We start from the raw sequence: 18,106 nt of genomic DNA, 5'->3' as shown, positions 1-18,106 counted from the left end.
AAACAATACAGGTTCAGTAATTACAAAGTTGCAAGTACGCCACTACAGTAACTATTTCTGTTACCTTAGATGCCTCTCCCGAAACTGCTGTTACAGTTCCTAGGGGCAACGATTACACTTTTTCCCCACTACCATCTCCTTTACTGCTGGCGCAACAGGCTCAAATTTAACAAAGCTAATTTAACTGAAGGTAATAGCGGTACTCAAGCTGTTACCTTCATGGTTACTCGTAGTGGTGGTATTGGCGTGGCTAGTACCATAGATTACGCTTTTAGCAGTGCGGCGATTTTTGGCAGTGACTATAACAATATTCAAGTGACTGGTGGAGGAATTGCTGCATCTGGGACTTTAAACTTCGCTGTTGGGGAAAAGACTAAGACAATTACAGTTGATGTTTTGGGTGACAACACATTTGAACTTAATGAAGATATTACTGTTATCCTGAATAACCCCAACCTCACAACTGCGCCGGCAAATTCCACAATTACTAACAGTTCGGCTACAGTAAACATCATTAACGATGATAGCCAACCAACTATCAGCATCTCGGATGTCTCAGTTTCTGTTAATCTCTTCGGTGCTACAAACACCACAATTACTGATAGCTTGGGAGTGGCTACTATCACAAATGATGACCAACCTCCAGCCATTAGCATTGCAGATGTATCAGTCAAAGAAGGTATAACAGGGATGATAACTAATGCTAATTTTGTCGTCACTCTCTCTAATGAATTTTATCAAAGGGTGATTGTAAATTACAGTACGAGTGATGGTACTGCTCAAGTTGCTGACTCAGATTACAATTTTGGGCTGGGGACAATTATTTTCGACTCTGGCGAAACTAGCAAAGTTATTAGTATTGGCGTCAGAGGTGATAATAAAGTTGAACCCAATGAAACATTTTTTGTCAATATCTATGGTGCAGCAAATGCCATATTTAATAATAACCAAGGGGTTGGCACAATCAAGAATTATGACTAATTGTTATTGAGCAGAACATTAGCGATCGCTGCAATTATTCCAGCCCAGAGTACCCGTTGGGAAAATACTTGTATTCTAAGTTGCAACTTGTTAATTTTTGTGCCCAGATTTTCACTAACAAAGTATCAATTATAACTAAAAATTTACTTATACAGAGTTAGACTAGCATTTTAAAATCCAGGATTAAGCCATTATCAAAAAAAATTATCCTAAAATCAAATATCCAGTAAATTTACGTATGCGGATTGAAGTCTTCTCAATGAATAGTAGAATTAGCCCATACAGGAGAAGACTGTGACGCTCTTAAATGAAGCTCAAGTAGAGCAACTAAAGGAAATAACTACACGCTTGCGACAAGTAAGACAAGAAAAATCTATCCGCATAGAAGAAATAGCCTCTCAGACGATGCTTCGAGTAGGTATTTTACAAGCTTTAGAAGAAGATAGATTTGAAGAATTGCCTGAGCCAATTTTTCTTCAAGGATTCATCCGTCGTTATGGAGATGCTTTAGGGCTGGATGGAAATGCCTTATCGTACAGCTTTGTAACCAATGTTGTCTGTCAAGATTCTAAAAATGCTCATCACAATTCAGACAACAAACAAAATACATACATACCTCTTGTTCTGACCTATATTTTATTATTGGTCGGTGCATCTGCTGGTCTTCTTCATATACTTAATCCACAGCTTACAGCTGAATCCCTGACTCCAGAAGACAATAATCAACAGTCAATAGTCAGTAATCAGACTAATAAATGACCAAAAAGGCAGAGCGAGTGGGGAGTTGGGAGTGGGGAGCAGTGGAAAATGAGGGGAACAAGGGAGACAAGAAGAATACCGATGCTTATACCATGCCCCATCCCCCATACCCATTTTCAATCAAGATATTTGCGGTTTACGCAGATGCCAAGTAGTAGATTGTTCATAAGCATAAGCTACCTGAAACAGTTGGTCTTCTCGCAGGACATTGCCAATTAGCTGTAATCCTATCGGTAGCCCTTGATCGTCAAAACCACATGGCAAACTTAAACTGGGTAAACCAGCAAGATTTACAGGAATAGTCATCAAATCAGTTAAATACATACTCAAGGGGTCAGTAGTTTTTTCCCCTGCTTTAAATGCTGTAGTGGGAGATGTGGGACAAACTAACACATCAACCGCGCCAAAAGCCTTTTCAAAGTCTTGCTTAATCAAGGTGCGGACTTTTTGCGCTTTCAGGTAGTAGGCGTCATAATAGCCAGCCGAGAGGGCGTAAGTGCCAATCATAATCCGGCGTTTGACTTCTGTACCAAAACCAGCGGCACGGGTACGAGTGTACATTGATAGCAGATTATCTGCATCAGGAGCGCGATACCCATATTTAACGCCATCGTAACGAGCCAGGTTTGCTGATGCTTCTGATGGGGCGATGATGTAGTAGGTGGGTAAGCCATAGCGAAAGCGGGGACAAGAAATTATATGAATTTCCGCTCCCAAACTTTGTAGTTGATCTACTGCTTTGGTAACAGCTTGTTCCACTACAGCATCTAAACCTTCACCAAAAGTTTCTTTAATGATACCAATTCTTAGCTGACCTCTGGGTTTGAAGTTTGGTTTTAAGCTAGCAGCATAGTTGGGAATGGCAACTTTCAGGCTGGTAGAGTCTTTGGGATCGTAACCTGCGATCGCACTTAATAATATTGCGGCATCTTCTACCGTATTTCCAAATGGCCCAATTTGATCTAAAGATGAAGCGTAAGCCACCAAACCATAACGAGAAACCAAACCATAAGTGGGTTTCATTCCCACCACACCGCAGAAAGATGCAGGTTGCCGAATCGAACCGCCAGTATCAGAACCAAGAGCAACTACACATTCTTGGGATGCCACTGCCGCCGCCGAACCCCCTGAAGAACCACCTGGAACTCGTGACAAATCCCAAGGATTAGCCGTGACTTGATAGGCAGAGTTTTCTGTAGAACTACCCATTGCAAACTCATCCAAGTTGGTTTTGCCTACCATTACTGCCCCAACATCTGCCAGTTTTTGCGTCGCTGTTGATTCATAAGGCGGCACGAAATTTTCCAAAATCCGGGAGGCGCAGGTGGTAGGAACTCCCTTGGTACACATATTGTCCTTGATCCCTACAGGAATGCCTGCTAGCAGCCCAATTTCTTCTCCCGCGGCAATTTTGGCATCCACAGCACCAGCCTGCTCTAATGCCCGATCTGCCGTCACACATAAAAAGCTGTGCAATTTCGGCTCTAACGCTTGAATGCGCTCTAAAGCTTCTTGGGTGATTTCAACGGCAGAACGTTCTTTTTTAACCAGCTGTTGGTGCAACTCGCGGATGGATGCCATGATTGCTCTCTTTGTGACTCAAGTCATTGATTCTAGTACATATTGGTCAAAATTGGGTATTGGTTATTGGGCATTGGGCATTGCTTATTCTTCTCTGCTTGCCATTCCCCATTCATCTGACAAAGTGGATTAATATGTATTGAAATGTGTTTAATAACTTTTGAAAAACAGCAAATACATAGCTATCAACCGTCTATTGAATAGTTTGCCAAAGTTTTCATATATATTGGCTAGTTTTGTGTAAGAGTATAGCAGTGTTTTCTAATGATATAATTTTGTATTACCACCTTATTAATACTACAAACTTCATCAATTTATCAATTCCACAAAATTTTTCGAGGTAAGGTAGGATGATAAAAATAGCCACACGTAAATATTTAGGCAAACAAAATGTTTATGACATTGGGGTTGAGCGTGACCATAATTTTACGATAAAAAATGGCTTAATAGCTGCTAATTGTTTCAATAAATCCCATTCGACAGCCTATGGTTATGTAACTTATCAAACAGCATATTTAAAAGCTAATTACCCATTGGAATATATGGCAGCGCTGTTAACGGCTAATAGTGGTGATACCGATAAGGTACAAAGATATATTACTAACTGTACAAATATGGGGATTTCCATAGATCCGCCAGATATTAATCGTTCTGGTGTTGATTTTACCCCAACGGCAGGCAAGATTCTCTTTGGATTTTCGGCGGTGCGTAATGTAGGACAAAATGCGATCGCTTGTATTTTGGAAGCGAGAAATGAAGCAGGAGAGTTTAAAGAGTTTAAATCACTCGCTGATTTTTGCGATCGCGTCGATTTACGTGCTGTTAACCGCCGAACCCTGGAGTCATTGATTTACTGCGGAGCCTTTGACAAAATTGAATCCAACCGCCAACAGTTAATTAACGACTCAGAATTAGTGTATGATTGGGCACAATCTCGTGCGAAAGATAGAGCTAGTGGTCAAGGGAATCTATTTGATTTATTGGGCGACGGCTTTTCTTCGACTCAGAATCAAAGAGCAAGTAATGCCTTTGAAAATGCTCCAAAATCTAAACCCATAATGGATTTTACCCCACAGGAAAAGTTGCAAAAGGAGAAAGAATTACTAGGCTTTTATGTATCAGATCATCCACTGAAATCCTTACGGCAAATAGTACCACTTTTGACTCCAATTAGCCTTTCGCAACTGGCAGATCAAAGAGAAGAAACAAGGCTTTGTGCAGTTGTGATGTTAAATAACGTCAAAAAAGTGGTGACAAAAAAAGGCGATCAGATGGCAATCTTGCAAATAGAAGACCTAACTACACAATCAGAAGCTGTAGTTTTTCCGAAAACTTATGAACGTATTAGTTCCATACTCCAAGTTGATACGAGATTGATTATTTGGGGAAAAGTAGATCGACGTGACGAGCAAACTCAATTTATTCTTGAAGATGCAGAACCAGTGGAAACAGTACAAATGGTGATGGTGGAGTTAAATCCCCAGCAAGCAGGTAATATCGATTACCTACATCACTTGAAAACAATTTTACAAGATCACTCAGTAGACAAAGAAAAGGCAAAAATGCCAGTGATTGGAATTATCCAAACTGAAACTTCTCGTAAGCTTGTTCGCTTGGGTTGGCAATTTTGTGTACAAGATTCTCGAATAACTGTTCAAGCTTTACAAAACGCCAGTTTTCATGCTCATATAAAATCCCTGACTGGTAGCTGACGCCAGCAGTGAAAAATCCACCAATACTGAAAAGCAAATTAAAAATTAGTTTTCTTGAACTGTCAACAGTAAATTGCCTTAAGTATCCAGGATTTTAATCGTTTTTTTAGTTACTTATGCGGATGATAATTTCTTTGAGGGAGTGGTATCTTTTGATGCTAATACCCTGAAGGCTGCGACCGGGGGAAGGAGTTAGAACTTGATGATCGTCAACGAGCTACATAGATTTGTTTCATACTGTAAAAAAATTCAACCCCAAACTCACGAGGACATTCAAAAATTTTTTGAAGGAGTGATATTGTTTCCTTATGACAAGGAACTTCTATTGCAAGCTTATTTATTTCTGAATATTAAAGAGTTGTTTCCCTCGTGCGCTGAATTGCTGTTATTTGAAAAATCTCCAATTTCAGATTATACAGATTTAGGGAAGTGTGATTTTGTCTTCCTGACCTTTAAAGGTAGTCTGTTTTTAGTTGAAACTAAGTTTATTGATACAGAAGCAACTGGAGCAACAGAACGAAAAAGAAGAAATAAGCATAGAAACAAGGTATTTGAGCAAGTTATTACTTTAAAAGGTCGATTCAGCGAATATTGGAATATGAGGCTAGATCAATTAGAGTGCGGGGTTTTCACAACAGATGCAGAAGTTGCTTGGCGAGGAAATGGTGTGAATGTCACATCTAAATCAATATCTATAGATAAGCTCGAACAATGGCGAAGAAGTTATCATAGTAGTGAAAAATTTTTATCTCATCAAGATGGGTCAAAGTTTGAGGAGAAGGTTAATTTGAAAGGTTGAACTAAGACCTAAATATAGTTATTACAGTGAATGGTGTATAGGGCATAAAAGTAATTAACAATGCCCCATACACCAACCCAGAGAAATTATCTGGGTTTTCCTTCCCATCAATATTTACTGCCAAACATAGATAAGGACAAACAAAATAATCCAGATAACATCGACAAAGTGCCAAAACAATGAAGTTGCATTGACGCCGAAGTGACCTGTATCGTAGTTGCCAGGTAGGAAAGAACGTATCAAAATTATTAACTGCAACAGGATGCCAGTGAACACGTGCAAACCGTGGAAGCCTGTAAGCAGATAGAAAGTTCCACCAAATACCCCGGAGGTGAAACCAAAGGTGAGGCCTTTCCATTCAATCGCTTGGCCAACTAAAAAGTAAGTTCCCATTGCCATTGTTGCCAACAGAAATAGGCGAAATTTCACTAAGTCATGGCGTTGAAGGGCGCGTTCTGCTAAGTAAATTACAAAGCTACTAGCAACAAGAATTACTGTGTTGATTGCTGGTTCTTTTATTTCTAGTCCAGAAACACCAACTGGTAGCCAGTTAGGTGTTGTTGTTTTGTAGATGGCATATCCAGCAAAAAAACTTAAGAAGATGACGCTTTCTGACAGGAGGAAGACAATGAAGCCAAACATTTTGTTGCCTTCTTCGTCGTGGCTGTGTTCTGCGCTTATATGGGGCAATTCGTGGGAATTGATATAGCTGTCCATTTTGGTTTTTGAGGGGGAATTTGAAACGCAAAGGTATGCAGAGGGAAGCGCAGAGGTACGCGGAGGGTTATTTGCGTCTTCCCGATAGTTTGCGTTTATTCTGGGAGGTTGGATGTTAAGGGTTCTGATTTGCCGTAGCCGTAGGGTTCGGAGATGATGATGGGAGTTTCTTCAAAGTTTTCTACTGGGGGGGGTGAAGAAACTAACCACTCTAGTCCAATTGCCCGCCAAGGGTTAGCAGGTGCTTTCTCGCCTTGCATCCAAGAAATCACCATGTTGAATATGAAGGGCAAGGTGGACATTCCCAAGAGAAATCCGCCAAGGCTAGCGATAATGTTCCAGAATTGATACTCTGGGGCGTAGGAAGCAACTCGGCGTAACATTCCTTGCAATCCTAAGGGATGCATGGGTAAAAAGTTGAGGTTGGTGCCGATGAAAGCTAGCCAGAAGTGGATTTTACCCCAACTTTCAGAGTACATCCGCCCAGTCATTTTGGGGAACCAGTGATAGATAGCAGCAAATAAGCCCATCGTCACGGTGCCGTAGAGGATGTAGTGGAAGTGTCCTACCACAAAGTAGGTATTGTTAACGTGGACATCGATTGGTACGGAGGAAAGCATGATGCCTGTGATACCAGCGAAGACAAACATGACTAATCCGCCCAAGGCAAACAGCATGGGGGTATTTAGCCGCAGTTTACCGCCCCAAATAGTTGCCACCCAGGCAAATACTTTAATTCCTGTAGGGACAGATACACACATCGTCGTCAGCATGAAAATCAACCGCATCCATCCTGATGTACCACTAACGTACATGTGGTGTACCCAAACAATGCCGCTCACTCCTGCAATCAAGATGGATGAAATAGCAACTACTTTGTAACCAAATAGAGGTTTACGTGAATAAACTGGGAAGATTTCTGAGAAAATCGCAAAGACGGGCAAAATAATCACGTAAACGGCGGGATGGGAGTAGAACCAGAAGTAATGCTGGAACATAACTGGATTCCCACCCTTGGCGGGGTCAAAAAAGGCGGTGCCAACTGTGAGGTCGAGTAGCAGCATCACCGCGCCGGCTGTCAGTGCAGGTAATCCGAATAATTGGATAATCTGGGCGCTAAATACTCCCCAGACAAACATGGGCATCCGAAAGAAGCCCATTCCGGGGGCCCGCATCTTGACGATTGTGGTGACAAAGTTGACTGCCCCCATAATTGAGGATACGCCGGATATTGCCACCGCTAAGAGCCAGATAACTTGACCATTAATTAAGTTACCTGTGGGATTCTGGAGACTAACTGGCGGGTAAGACCACCAGCCAGCTTGGGCTGGGCCACCAGGGACAAAAAAGCTACCCATCATCAAAATCCCAACTACTGGTACCATCCAAAAGGCGACGGCATTCAGGCGGGGAAATGCCATATCTCGCGCCCCAATCATCAGGGGGACTAGATAGTTAGCAAAACCAACCAACGAGGGAAATGTCCACAAAAACAGCATCACAGTGCCGTGCATGGTGAACATCCCGTTATAGACAGTGCGATCGACTAAATCTGATTCGGGTGTCATCAGTTCTCCCCGCATCACCATTGCAAAGATACCGCCGACGAGAAAGAAGAAAAATGAGGTAACGAGATACTGGATACCAATAACTTTATGGTCAGTGCTAAAGCTGAAGTATTCTTTCCAGTTACTCGGAGATTCGTGGTTAGGCTTCTCATTCGGGAGAAGGATACCTTCAATAGGAACATTAGTCATGGTTACTTTCCTTTCAACCAGGTGAATTGACTAGAGGAGGTGCAGCAGGTGGAACTGTGACCCAACCAGTTTGGACTGATTGATTGGATGTTTGAGCATACTCAGAAGCTGCCTGATTATTTGCTAGGGATGGCTTTTGGGTTGCAGCTTGTGCCAGCCACTGCTGATAATCTTCAGGAGATTCGACGACCACATTCGCCTGCATCGTCGCAAAGTATGTACCGCTATATTGAGAATCGGTCAATCGGTATTGTCCTGGGCGGATGGGAGTAAATTCAAAGTCGATCGCATGGTTAGGAATAATATCCTGCTTGAGGCGAAATGCAGGTATATAGAAGCCGTGGAGAACGTCTTGTGATTTTAGCGCTAAACGTACTCGGCGATCGCTCGGTAAATGCAATTCGGTACTAGTAACATCTCTTTCGGGATAGTGAAAAACCCACGCCCACTGTTTAGCTAGTACGTCGATTTTTTCTACCGATTCTGCTAAGGCGTTAGCTGGGGCATCTTTTGGATCTGCATGAGCCGATTGCATTCCTAATGGATTATGCAAATGAACTAATTCTGATGGGCCTTGAATTCCCATTTGTTCATAAACTTGGTAGCTGTAGCCTGCAATCCAAAATACCAATAGAATTGGGATTGCTGTCCAGACAACTTCTAGGGTGATATTTCCTTCAATCGGGGGGCCGTCAGTGAAGTCATCTTTGACTGCCCGATGGAAGATTACAGAATACATCAGAGTACTTGTTACTCCCAAGAAGATGAAGGCACCGAGGGTTACTAAGAAGCTAATCAAATCATCAATTAGTAGGGATTCGGCTGCTGCTTGGGGAGGAAGCCAGGAGTAAGCCTGTTTGCCAATCCAGAGACTCATAGAAGTCACTGCGATCGCGCCTGTAAGCAGCGTCAAAATATTTAAAATCTTCTGGATTTTCATGGTCATTAGTTATTGGGCATTGGGCATGGGGTAAATGACTTATTTGAGTGTTGTGTTCAGGTCTTGACCTAATCGCAGCAAACTATCTGCTGTATTGTGTACGCCAAATTCGGTGGCTAGTTGCGCTCCTAGTGTGCCGTGGATGTACATAATGAACATGATTGCTATGCCTGCGAACAGATAGATCCATTGCACTTCTCTATCTGTCTGTTTATATGGTTGTTTGCCCCAAACGAAGCGCTGCCATGCTCTCCAGATGGTCATGCCAACAATCAACGCTAATAAGAACACACCACCCATACCATGCCAGAGCATAGTTTCCATTGCCTGCAATCCCCAGGCACTCTTCATATCAGCTGGTGGTGTAGCCAATAGCATTTCGTAAAAGCCTGCCCCGACAGTGAAAAATGTGATGATGCTGGCAGCTAACATGTTGTACCAGCCAACATCAAATAAATTGTCACGTTCCACAGTAATTGCCAAAAATTTGAAAACCCATTTTTCAAAGGGGAACAGAACACCAACAATATCAAAGGTCATCGCAATGATGAACAAACCTATTGTCAGATGGACTAAGTTGGGATGAATGGGAATTGTGTAAGGTAATCCGTTTGCGCCTAGAGAGCCGCTCAATTGGTCAATTAATTCTGAGTTCATCGCAACACACCATCCTTTACTGCTTCCACAACTGGCACGGTATGCAATCCATAGACCCAAACAAGTTCATCGCCGAGATATACCTGCAAGCCAACTATCAAGGTTAAAACTAGTCCGGCTCCCAAATAATAAATCGGTACTTTTTGCGGGTTACGGGCACGAATGACATAGCGCCAAGCTGTAATCGCTGTGATAATTCCTGAAAGCGACCAACCAATTAGCGTATGCAAATTTAGCACCGATTTTGCTAGGCTGTAAGGCTGTGCTAATCCCGCTTCAAACTGACCAAAAATAATCGCGACGAAGATGGCGATCGTAGCAACCAACATATTCCACCAACTCACCTCAAAAAGACCGGATTTACCAGTAAAATAGCCAATTACATCGCAGAAGAAGGAAAACAACACCATTGCAATTACGAAGTGGACAACGATGGGATGAACCGTATCTGGATAGGGCAAATTGTGATCGTTCAAAGATGTAAAATACTCAAGCATCGTCTTCTCCTGGACATATCTACCGCACTTTGGTCAATAAATTTTGGATTTTGGATTGGCGATCGCGCAGTCTTAGCGAGCGTCTTTTAGATTTATTCCGTCCCAGACGAGATATAAACTAGAAGACCTAATCAAAAATCTAAAATCGTTAGTCAAGCTTCAAGAATTGATGGACACTCACTAACATCACCACAAGTATCCATCCATAATTGACCGAATTCTGTTCAATATCTGCGTGGTTAAGTACGCTTAATCATGTCTTAGCTTTTTATAGCCAAATCTGGTTAAATTCCCTACATAGAATAATTTTGGTTTTGATTCATTTCCTTATGCCAATAGTCTGTAACAACAATTCTTGGTGTAGCTAAATAAAATCGCTGTCGTTTGTTGATTTGCTTAATCTATCTTTTAGCTTAAGTAAATTTTTATGAATTGTCAAAACAATAAATATTAAACTTTTAAAAGTTAGTTATCTAACAAAAAAAAAATTTGCAATGTATTGATTTTTGCATTATTTGAAATACAAAAAACTCCAAACATAAGATTTGTCTGTAAGGTATTTCACAATAAAAAAATATTGGTTTGTGATCCAAACAACAAAAATATTTGAACTACTTAAAAAGTATCGTAAAATGAGAAAAGGAAGGAATCAAGGCAAATCCAGGTTAAGTCAGAACCCAGAAATACAGTTGATTGCAACAAATTCGCTTTTTTTTCTCTAATATTATTTTCATAATTCTTTCACTCTTGTCTTACTTCTGTTAAAGTAAGACAAAAATGAGAAAATTATGAAATTGCTATAATGAAATTTAATATCAATAAGTTTCAGATGCAACTACCGCAGTACGGACAAAAATTGGCTATAGCGTCTGGGCTACTATTGGGGCTATGTTTGGCTGGGTGTAACCCGTCAGCCTCTAATTCTCAACCACAGTTAAGTCCAAACTCAGCCACAACTACCACCCCCAATCTAGATAAAAAAGGTAAAAAAGTAGTTCTTACCACCTTTACAGTCATCGCAGATATGGCGCAAAACGTGGCGGGAGACAAGGCAATTGTTGAATCTCTCACCAAACCAGGGGCGGAAATTCATGGTTACGAACCAACTCCTAGCGATTTGGTGAGGGCGCAAAAAGCAGACCTAATTTTGAATAATGGTCTAAATTTAGAGCGTTGGGCACAGAAATTGTATAACAGCGTCCCTAATGTACCTCATGTTACTCTAAGTGAGGGAATTAAACCTGTAGAAATTACGGAGGATACCTACAAAGGGAAACCTAATCCCCATGCTTGGATGTCACCACAAAATGCCTTGATTTATGTAGAGAATATTCGCAAAGCATTAGTTAATTTAGACTCAGTGAATGCAGAGACTTATAATACCAATGCCAAAACATACAGCCAAAAAATTAAAGAAGTTGATGAGAAACTGCGAAAAAGCGTGTCGGTAGTTCCAGCAGACAAGCGCTACATGGTAAGCTGTGAAGGCGCGTTCTCATACGTCACCCGCGATTATGGCTTGAAAGAAGCTTATCTCTGGGCAGTCAATTCTGAACAGCAAGCTACTCCTAAACAGCTAGAAAAAGTCATTGATATAGTTAAACAAAATAAAATACCTGTAGTTTTCTGTGAAAGTACAGTAAACGATGGAGCGCAACGTCAGGTAGCTAGAGAATCAGGAGCAAGGTTTGGTGGAGTGTTTTACGTTGATTCGCTGTCTCCAGCAAACGGGCCAGCACCAACTTATCTCAAGTTGCTAGAACTTAATATTACTACTCTAACTCAAGGATTAGAGGAAAAGTGAGCAAGTATGTAAGAATAAATTTAATTATTTAAAATTAGCCTGTAGTAAGGACTTTAGTCCTATTTTGTTTTCTGGAAAACATTACGTGTTCGCAAAAATGCTGGAGTCACTTACTACAAACTAATGATTAATCTTAGAGGTGATTTTTAGTGAAATCTATTAGTATTAATGTCGAAAATCTGACAGTTGCTTACCACGGTAAAGTTGCTTTACATGGTGCTTATTTGCAAATTCAAGCAGGTTCAATTAGTGGTTTAGTCGGGATGAATGGTAGTGGTAAATCAACCCTATTTAAAGCGATTATGGGTTTTCTGAAGCCAGTTACAGGACAGGTTTTGATTAATGGCTTACCGATAAAAACTGTACAGAAAAAAAGCTTGGTCGCTTATGTACCACAGTCAGAAGAAGTGGACTGGAATTTTCCAGTCAGTGTCCATGATGTGGTGATGATGGGGCGCTACGGGTACATGAATATACTGCGAATTCCGTCAGCGAAAGATGACAGAGTGGTGAGAGAGAGTTTGGAGAGAGTGCAAATGTGGTCAATGCGCGATCGCCAAATTGGAGAACTCTCTGGTGGACAGAAAAAACGTGCCTTTCTCGCCCGTGCTTTAGCACAACAGGGAACAGTTTTGCTATTAGATGAACCTTTCACTGGGGTAGATATCAAAACAGAAAAAGCGATGATTGACTTATTACTGGAATTGCGAGAAGAAGGCCATACAATTTTAATTTCTACCCATGATTTAGCCTCTATCACTACTTTCTGTGACCAAGTAGTACTCATTAATCGTACTATTTTAGCTTATGGTAATACATCCGAAGTATTCACAGAAGAAAATCTATCACGTACTTTTGGCGGTTCTCTTGGAGATTTATCTTTCAGCAAAAGTCAGATCATCCGTGGAAATAAAAATGAATCTGATTGATTGATAATTTTTAATTGATATTGCTTGGATTAGAGTTATAAAAATATGAATACTCTTGCAATGTTAGACTGGTTAACTACACCTCTACAGCATGAATTCATGGTAAAGGCAATTTGTGTAAGTGCCTTGGTTGGGGTGGTCTGTTCTGTTTTATCTTGTTTTATGACCCTCAAAGGTTGGGCATTAATGGGAGATGCTGTTTCCCATGCGGTAATGCCTGGGGTAGTAATTGCTTATGTTTTAAATATCCCTTTTGCTGTAGGCGCTTTTGTCTTTGGAGTGGGTTCAGTTATTGCGATCGGTTATATCAAAGCGAAGACGAGAATTAAGGAAGATACTGTCATCGGACTTGTATTTACAGGATTTTTCGCTTTGGGTTTAGTACTAGTTTCCAAAACTCCAAGCAGCGTAGACTTGACGCACATTTTGTTTGGGAATGTCTTGGGTATTTCTAATGAAGACATTATCCAAACAGTGATTATTAGCGTAATTACTTTAGTAACAATAGCTATTTTACGCAAAGACCTACTATTATTTTGTTTTGACCCCACTCATGCACGTTCCATCGGCTTGAATACAGGAGTACTACACTATATTTTACTATCATTACTATCGCTAACTGCTGTCGCCGGACTCCAGACAGTAGGAATTATTCTGGTTGTAGCGATGTTAGTTACTCCGGGAGCAACGGCTTATTTATTAACAGACCGTTTCGACCACATGATACTAATTGCAATGGCATCGGGCGTATTTTCTAGTGTCATGGGGACTTACATCAGCTATCATATCGATGGTGCAACAGGGGGTTGCATTGTGGTGTTGCAAACCTTGTTGTTTGTCATAGCAATGATTTTTGCACCTAAACATGGGTTACTGGTAAGAGCAAAGAAGCAGGAAAATACTGACTGATTCAGTATGAAAGAGCTTTAGCTATTTACATAACCCACATTCTCCAGGTGTGAGGGCGAAACAAGTGTCGTTTAAAATTGTGGTAATTGGTACTTCTTTAGGCGGATTATCAGCATTGAAAATTGTCCTGGGTAATTTACCAGCAGACTTCCCTGTACCGATCGCAATCGTGCAACACCGTCATAAAGAGTCTAGCAACACACTCCAGGATTTATTACAAGAATCCACTTTGTTGAAAATTCGAGAAGTGGAAGACAAGGACGAAATACTATCGGGACATATCTACATAGCCCCAGCAGATTACCACTTACTGGTTGAACCAGGTCACTTTGCTCTTTCGACTGATCAGCCTGTTTCTTATGCTAGGCCATCTATTGATGTGCTGTTTGAGTCGGCAGCTGATGTCTACACAGAGGAAGTTATTGGTGTAATATTGACAGGAGCAAACCAAGATGGTATGCAAGGTCTTAAGAAAATAAAAGCGCGGGGAGGAATTACCATTGTACAAGAACCTGCCACAGCGGAGAGCGACATTATGCCAGAGGCAGCAATTTCTGCTATTACAGTAGACTGGATTTTGACACTCTCAAACATTGCTTCCCAGATGGTCAAGCTTTGTCAATTATTACAGAAATAAACCGATGCAGATGGAACCCAAAGTCAACATCCTCCTAGTAGATGATAAACTAGAAAATTTGCTGGCACTAGAGGCAATCCTAGAAAAACTAGGGGAGAATCTCGTGAGAGCTACTTCCGGGGAAGAAGCTTTGAGGTGTCTGCTGCATCAAGACTTTGCGGTGATTTTGCTGGATGTGCAAATGCCAGGGATGGATGGCTTTGAAACTGCTACTTTAATTCGCAATCGGGGGCGATCGCGTCATACTCCAATTATCTTTCTCACCGCCTTTAGTACCAGCGACCAAATGCTGTTTAAAGGCTATGCTTTGGGTGCTGTTGATTATCTGCTCAAACCACTAGACCCCAATATCTTGACTTCTAAAGTCACAGTATTTGTAGAACTATTTAAGAAAACAGAAGCCATCAAGCAACAAACAGCGCAACTGGTAGCTGTGAATACCGAACTCAGGCAAAGTGAAGAACGATTCCGATCACTAAGTACCTGCTCACCCGTTGGCATTTTTGAAACTGATACCGAAGGTAACTGTAAATATACTAATCCGCGCTATCAGGCAATTTGTGGCTTGAAAGCGTCAGAGAGTTTAGAAAAGAGATGGCTGGAATCTGTTCATCCAGAAGACAAAGAACGAGCGATCGCTAGTTGGTCTGCTTACATTTGTGAAGGTCGGGAATACTCAGAAGAATTTCGCTTTCAAGCTGCTCACGGTAACATTCGTTGGGTTCAAGTTCGTTCATCACCGATGCTTTCCAGTCAAGGAGACTTGTTGGGTTATGTAGGCACTCTTGAAGATATTACCGAACGCAAGCAAGCAGAAGAAGTCCGCGCTCAAGTGATTCGCGAACAAACAGCAAGACAGGAAGCAGAAGCTGCGAATCGAATGAAAGATGAGTTTCTAGCTGTTCTCTCCCACGAACTCCGCACGCCTCTAACCTCAATGCTCGGCTGGTCAAAAATCCTCCGCACCAAAAAACTTGACGAAAAAGCCACTTCCCGCGCCTTGGAGGCGATCGAACGTAACGCCATATCTCAAATGCAACTAATTGAGGATATCTTGGACGTATCCCGGATTATCCGTGGTCAGTTGCGGTTAAACGTATCGGCAGTGAATCTAATCTCGGTGATGGAGGCAGCTTTAGAGGCAGTGCGTCCCCTAGCAGAGCCAAAAGATATTCAATTAAATACTGTGCTGGATACTTCGATAGGGTCAGTCTATGGCGATCCAGCCCGTTTACAGCAAGTTGTCTGGAACCTACTAACTAATGCAATAAAGTTTACGCCTAAAGGTGGTAGGGTAGAAGTCAGGCTGTCAAAGCATTTTGGATTGCCGATTTCAGACTTTCCTGCAGAACGCTACGCGAACGGTGTAAGTGCTACTTCCACAAGGCTCAGTACAACCCAGTCGAACGATTTTGGATTTAAATCTAATAGTGAAAATTTAGACTCTGCAAACACTGAAGAAAGCAATAATCTAAAATCTGTCTTGGAAAATTCTGATGGTCGGGAGCCGAGTCTTAAACTTTCCGCAAAATCTCAAAATTCAAAATCTCAGTACGCCCAAATTCAAGTTATCGATACAGGCATTGGTATCAGTTCCGAGTTTTTACCCAAAGTATTTGAGCGTTTTCGGCAAGCAGACAGTACCACAACGCGATCGCACAATGGATTAGGACTAGGATTAGCGATCGTCCGTCATCTAGTAGAACTACACAAGGGGACAATTTTTGCCCAAAGTTTAGGCATTGGGCAAGGAGCAACCTTTACTGTAAGACTACCACTCTTACAAAACAATAGGGTAAATAGAGAAGCAACAGGAAAAATTTCCTCCTCTGTAGCATCTACGCCCCTTGCTGGATTAAGAGTTTTAGTTGTAGATGATGAAACAGATACCCGTAACTTTCTCAGTTTTATGTTTGAGGAGTATGGGGCTTTTGCCACTGCGGTAGGATCAGTTAATGAAGCCCTAGTAGTACTTGAACAAGCAAAACCAGATATCCTGATTAGCGACATCGGTATGTCAGAGCAAGATGGTTATACATTAATTAGGAAACTGCGATCTTTAGAACCAGAAAAAGGCGGACGCATCCCCGCGATCGCTTTAACAGCATACACGCGAGAGGAAGACCGCTTGGAAGCCCTAAGAGCAGGGTTTCAGCAGCATTTATCTAAGCCAATTGACCCCAATAAGTTGATTTCTGCAGTTGTCAATGTATTAGAACTGCCTATTGAAGTTCCAGTCAGTTGATTTGGAGTGGGGAGTGGGGAAAGCAGGGGGGCAGAGGAGAAGTTACAGTAGTTTTCCCCTCTGCCTCTTATGCCCAATGCCCAATCGCCCAATCCCAATTAAGACGAAGTTAGGGCATGTTTTTTGAGTTCGTCTAGAGAAACCACTTCCAAAGCTCTAGCATGGGTTGCTGAAAGTATTATGGGTGGAGCAACACCAGCTTCTAGAGCTTCTTGCCAGCGAGAAGCACATAAACACCAGCGATCGCCAGGCTTCAATCCAGGAAAATTAAAATCAGGAGCAGCTGTGCTGAGATCGTTCCCCTGCGATTTGGTGAACTCCAGGAATTCTGATGTCACTTGGGCACATACGACATGCGACCCGAAATCTTGACCACCTGTACGACAAAAACCGTCGCGGTAAAACCCAGTCACGGGAGAAGTACAGCAAACCTCTAGGTTTCCATCGATTACATTTTTAGCGTCTGTCATCGTTAATTCGTTGTACTTGATTTTTCCACTTGATATAAGCTTATATTTATTGTCAATTCCCTGGTTGAATTAAAATCGTTATCTTTAATTAATTCCCAAATGCAGGGAATTTTAAAATTACTTATCTCAAAATCGCTAAAAATAAATTTCTCAGCAGAATATTTAAGAGCGATCGCTCTCAGTTTAGATAAAAACCCCTGGTAGTTAGCCAGGGGTAATGCAAGTCAGTACTTTCGCATGGAATGTATCCTACTCCAATACCATAACAACCCTCTAATTTACAGATATGCCATTTTGCCAAACAAAAAAAGCCCTCAGTAATAAGCTGAAGGTTAATTTTTTTAGAACAGCGGTAATACACAAAGCTATTATTCCCGGATAAATAAGCAAATAATTAATTTGGTGTAATACAGGAGCCAGTCTTTACAAATCGAAGTAGCTTCTGACCATCAGAATTTCTTGTTCCCTTTTCCACGAAAGGCTGTGTGAACAGAGTGTTACTCCCATTGAGCAATCGTAGACATAAATCAGACACCGATTCTAAAGAGCTAACCAAATATGTGATATCACTTTGGCGTATTCTTGTCTCATTGTTTGCCTTTAAATAAGCAAACCTGATAACTCATATCAGATTTACTGAAGTAATAAAACTTGATTAAAAATTGTAAAGCAGTGTAAAGTAGTTTCACAGGCAAAGACTACTGCCTGATTC

The 18,106-nt window shown here is 41.4% G+C and carries 17 protein-coding genes; 10 read left to right on the top strand and 7 right to left on the bottom strand.

From position 1 onward, the window contains the following. Window positions 1-69 precede the first annotated feature (69 nt). Window positions 70-981 (top strand): Calx-beta domain-containing protein, encoded by a 912-nt coding sequence (locus tag V7K60_RS11500; protein WP_334925585.1) that lies wholly within the window; start codon window positions 70-72, stop codon window positions 979-981. Between the two features lie 294 nt (window positions 982-1,275). After that, entirely contained in the window at window positions 1,276-1,740 is a 465-nt protein-coding gene (locus V7K60_RS11495) for a helix-turn-helix domain-containing protein (RefSeq protein WP_334925583.1), read from the top strand. A 120-nt stretch (window positions 1,741-1,860) separates the two neighbouring features. On the opposite strand, the gene gatA is transcribed toward V7K60_RS11495, so the two are convergent. Further along, a complete protein-coding gene (gene gatA, locus V7K60_RS11490) occupies window positions 1,861-3,321 on the bottom strand; it encodes an Asp-tRNA(Asn)/Glu-tRNA(Gln) amidotransferase subunit GatA (protein WP_334925581.1) in 1,461 nt (486 codons plus the stop codon). Here gatA and V7K60_RS11485 point away from each other — a divergent pair. From V7K60_RS11485 to V7K60_RS11475, 3 genes are all read left to right on the top strand, one after another. Continuing rightward, on the top strand, window positions 3,320-3,454 hold the full coding sequence (locus V7K60_RS11485; protein ID WP_334925579.1) for a hypothetical protein: 135 nt from the start codon (window positions 3,320-3,322) through the stop codon (window positions 3,452-3,454). The two genes, gatA and V7K60_RS11485, sit on opposite strands and share 2 nt — an antisense overlap. 217 nt (window positions 3,455-3,671) lie before the next feature. After that, window positions 3,672-5,033 carry a helix-hairpin-helix domain-containing protein gene (locus V7K60_RS11480; protein ID WP_334925577.1) on the top strand — a complete coding sequence of 454 codons (1,362 nt, stop codon included), beginning with the start codon at window positions 3,672-3,674 and terminating at the stop codon, window positions 5,031-5,033. A 202-nt stretch (window positions 5,034-5,235) separates the two neighbouring features. Continuing rightward, window positions 5,236-5,832 (top strand): hypothetical protein, encoded by a 597-nt coding sequence (locus V7K60_RS11475; RefSeq protein ID WP_334925821.1) that lies wholly within the window; start codon window positions 5,236-5,238, stop codon window positions 5,830-5,832. A 114-nt stretch (window positions 5,833-5,946) separates the two neighbouring features. Here V7K60_RS11475 and V7K60_RS11470 read toward each other — a convergent pair whose 3' ends face one another. The 5 genes from V7K60_RS11470 to V7K60_RS11450 all read right to left on the bottom strand — a co-directional run bounded on the left by V7K60_RS11470 (window position 5,947) and on the right by V7K60_RS11450 (window position 10,400). Further along, the gene (locus tag V7K60_RS11470; protein WP_334925575.1) at window positions 5,947-6,549 is read right to left on the bottom strand and encodes a cytochrome c oxidase subunit 3; all 603 of its coding nucleotides are present in this window, start codon (window positions 6,547-6,549) and stop codon (window positions 5,947-5,949) included. 95 nt (window positions 6,550-6,644) lie between these two features. After that, on the bottom strand, window positions 6,645-8,306 hold the full coding sequence (gene ctaD / locus V7K60_RS11465; RefSeq protein ID WP_334925573.1) for a cytochrome c oxidase subunit I: 1,662 nt from the start codon (window positions 8,304-8,306) through the stop codon (window positions 6,645-6,647). Window positions 8,307-8,319: 13 nt separating this feature from the next. Then, a complete protein-coding gene (locus V7K60_RS11460) occupies window positions 8,320-9,246 on the bottom strand; it encodes a cytochrome c oxidase subunit II (RefSeq protein WP_334925819.1) in 927 nt (308 codons plus the stop codon). Between the two features lie 39 nt (window positions 9,247-9,285). Then, a complete protein-coding gene (locus tag V7K60_RS11455) occupies window positions 9,286-9,903 on the bottom strand; it encodes a DUF2231 domain-containing protein (protein WP_334925572.1) in 618 nt (205 codons plus the stop codon). Then, window positions 9,900-10,400 (bottom strand): DUF2231 domain-containing protein, encoded by a 501-nt coding sequence (locus V7K60_RS11450; protein WP_334925571.1) that lies wholly within the window; start codon window positions 10,398-10,400, stop codon window positions 9,900-9,902. The genes V7K60_RS11455 and V7K60_RS11450 overlap by 4 nt, the downstream gene beginning before the upstream one ends. 802 nt (window positions 10,401-11,202) lie before the next feature. Between V7K60_RS11450 and V7K60_RS11445 the strand changes: the two genes are divergently transcribed. The 5 genes from V7K60_RS11445 to V7K60_RS11425 all read left to right on the top strand — a co-directional run bounded on the left by V7K60_RS11445 (window position 11,203) and on the right by V7K60_RS11425 (window position 16,924). Next, entirely contained in the window at window positions 11,203-12,204 is a 1,002-nt protein-coding gene (locus tag V7K60_RS11445; protein WP_334925569.1) for a metal ABC transporter substrate-binding protein, read from the top strand. A gap of 149 nt (window positions 12,205-12,353) precedes the next feature. After that, window positions 12,354-13,133 carry a metal ABC transporter ATP-binding protein gene (locus V7K60_RS11440; protein ID WP_334925567.1) on the top strand — a complete coding sequence of 260 codons (780 nt, stop codon included), beginning with the start codon at window positions 12,354-12,356 and terminating at the stop codon, window positions 13,131-13,133. A 45-nt stretch (window positions 13,134-13,178) separates the two neighbouring features. Further along, entirely contained in the window at window positions 13,179-14,042 is an 864-nt protein-coding gene (locus tag V7K60_RS11435) for a metal ABC transporter permease (protein ID WP_334925565.1), read from the top strand. 64 nt (window positions 14,043-14,106) lie between these two features. Continuing rightward, window positions 14,107-14,679 (top strand): chemotaxis protein CheB, encoded by a 573-nt coding sequence (locus V7K60_RS11430; RefSeq protein WP_334925563.1) that lies wholly within the window; start codon window positions 14,107-14,109, stop codon window positions 14,677-14,679. 4 nt (window positions 14,680-14,683) lie between these two features. After that, complete coding sequence (locus V7K60_RS11425; protein WP_334925561.1) at window positions 14,684-16,924, top strand: hybrid sensor histidine kinase/response regulator; 2,241 nt, start codon at window positions 14,684-14,686, stop codon at window positions 16,922-16,924. Between the two features lie 98 nt (window positions 16,925-17,022). On the opposite strand, the gene V7K60_RS11420 is transcribed toward V7K60_RS11425, so the two are convergent. After that, the gene (locus V7K60_RS11420) at window positions 17,023-17,394 is read right to left on the bottom strand and encodes a DUF2237 family protein (RefSeq protein ID WP_334925558.1); all 372 of its coding nucleotides are present in this window, start codon (window positions 17,392-17,394) and stop codon (window positions 17,023-17,025) included. Window positions 17,395-18,106: the final 712 nt, after the last annotated feature.

The sequence above is a fragment of the Nostoc sp. genome (assembly GCF_036917555.1).
In the GTDB taxonomy this organism is placed as follows: domain Bacteria; phylum Cyanobacteriota; class Cyanobacteriia; order Cyanobacteriales; family Nostocaceae; genus Nostoc.
This window is presented reverse-complemented; position numbering and strand designations above follow the sequence as displayed.

What these genes read in the sequence shown, in the direction of transcription:
- V7K60_RS11450 (WP_334925571.1), bottom strand. Translation starts at nt 10,400, where the DNA reads ATGCTTGAGTATTTTACATCTTTGAACGATCACAATTTGCCCTATCCA.
- V7K60_RS11475 (WP_334925821.1), top strand. Translation starts at nt 5,236, where the DNA reads ATGATCGTCAACGAGCTACATAGATTTGTTTCATACTGTAAAAAAATT.
- V7K60_RS11455 (WP_334925572.1), bottom strand. Translation starts at nt 9,903, where the DNA reads ATGAACTCAGAATTAATTGACCAATTGAGCGGCTCTCTAGGCGCAAAC.
- V7K60_RS11480 (WP_334925577.1), top strand. Translation starts at nt 3,672, where the DNA reads ATGATAAAAATAGCCACACGTAAATATTTAGGCAAACAAAATGTTTAT.
- ctaD (WP_334925573.1), bottom strand. Translation starts at nt 8,306, where the DNA reads ATGACTAATGTTCCTATTGAAGGTATCCTTCTCCCGAATGAGAAGCCT.
- V7K60_RS11445 (WP_334925569.1), top strand. Translation starts at nt 11,203, where the DNA reads ATGAAATTTAATATCAATAAGTTTCAGATGCAACTACCGCAGTACGGA.
- V7K60_RS11460 (WP_334925819.1), bottom strand. Translation starts at nt 9,246, where the DNA reads ATGAAAATCCAGAAGATTTTAAATATTTTGACGCTGCTTACAGGCGCG.
- V7K60_RS11435 (WP_334925565.1), top strand. Translation starts at nt 13,179, where the DNA reads ATGAATACTCTTGCAATGTTAGACTGGTTAACTACACCTCTACAGCAT.
- V7K60_RS11425 (WP_334925561.1), top strand. Translation starts at nt 14,684, where the DNA reads ATGCAGATGGAACCCAAAGTCAACATCCTCCTAGTAGATGATAAACTA.
- gatA (WP_334925581.1), bottom strand. Translation starts at nt 3,321, where the DNA reads ATGGCATCCATCCGCGAGTTGCACCAACAGCTGGTTAAAAAAGAACGT.
- V7K60_RS11485 (WP_334925579.1), top strand. Translation starts at nt 3,320, where the DNA reads ATGATTGCTCTCTTTGTGACTCAAGTCATTGATTCTAGTACATATTGG.
- V7K60_RS11420 (WP_334925558.1), bottom strand. Translation starts at nt 17,394, where the DNA reads ATGACAGACGCTAAAAATGTAATCGATGGAAACCTAGAGGTTTGCTGT.
- V7K60_RS11500 (WP_334925585.1), top strand. Translation starts at nt 70, where the DNA reads ATGCCTCTCCCGAAACTGCTGTTACAGTTCCTAGGGGCAACGATTACA.
- V7K60_RS11470 (WP_334925575.1), bottom strand. Translation starts at nt 6,549, where the DNA reads ATGGACAGCTATATCAATTCCCACGAATTGCCCCATATAAGCGCAGAA.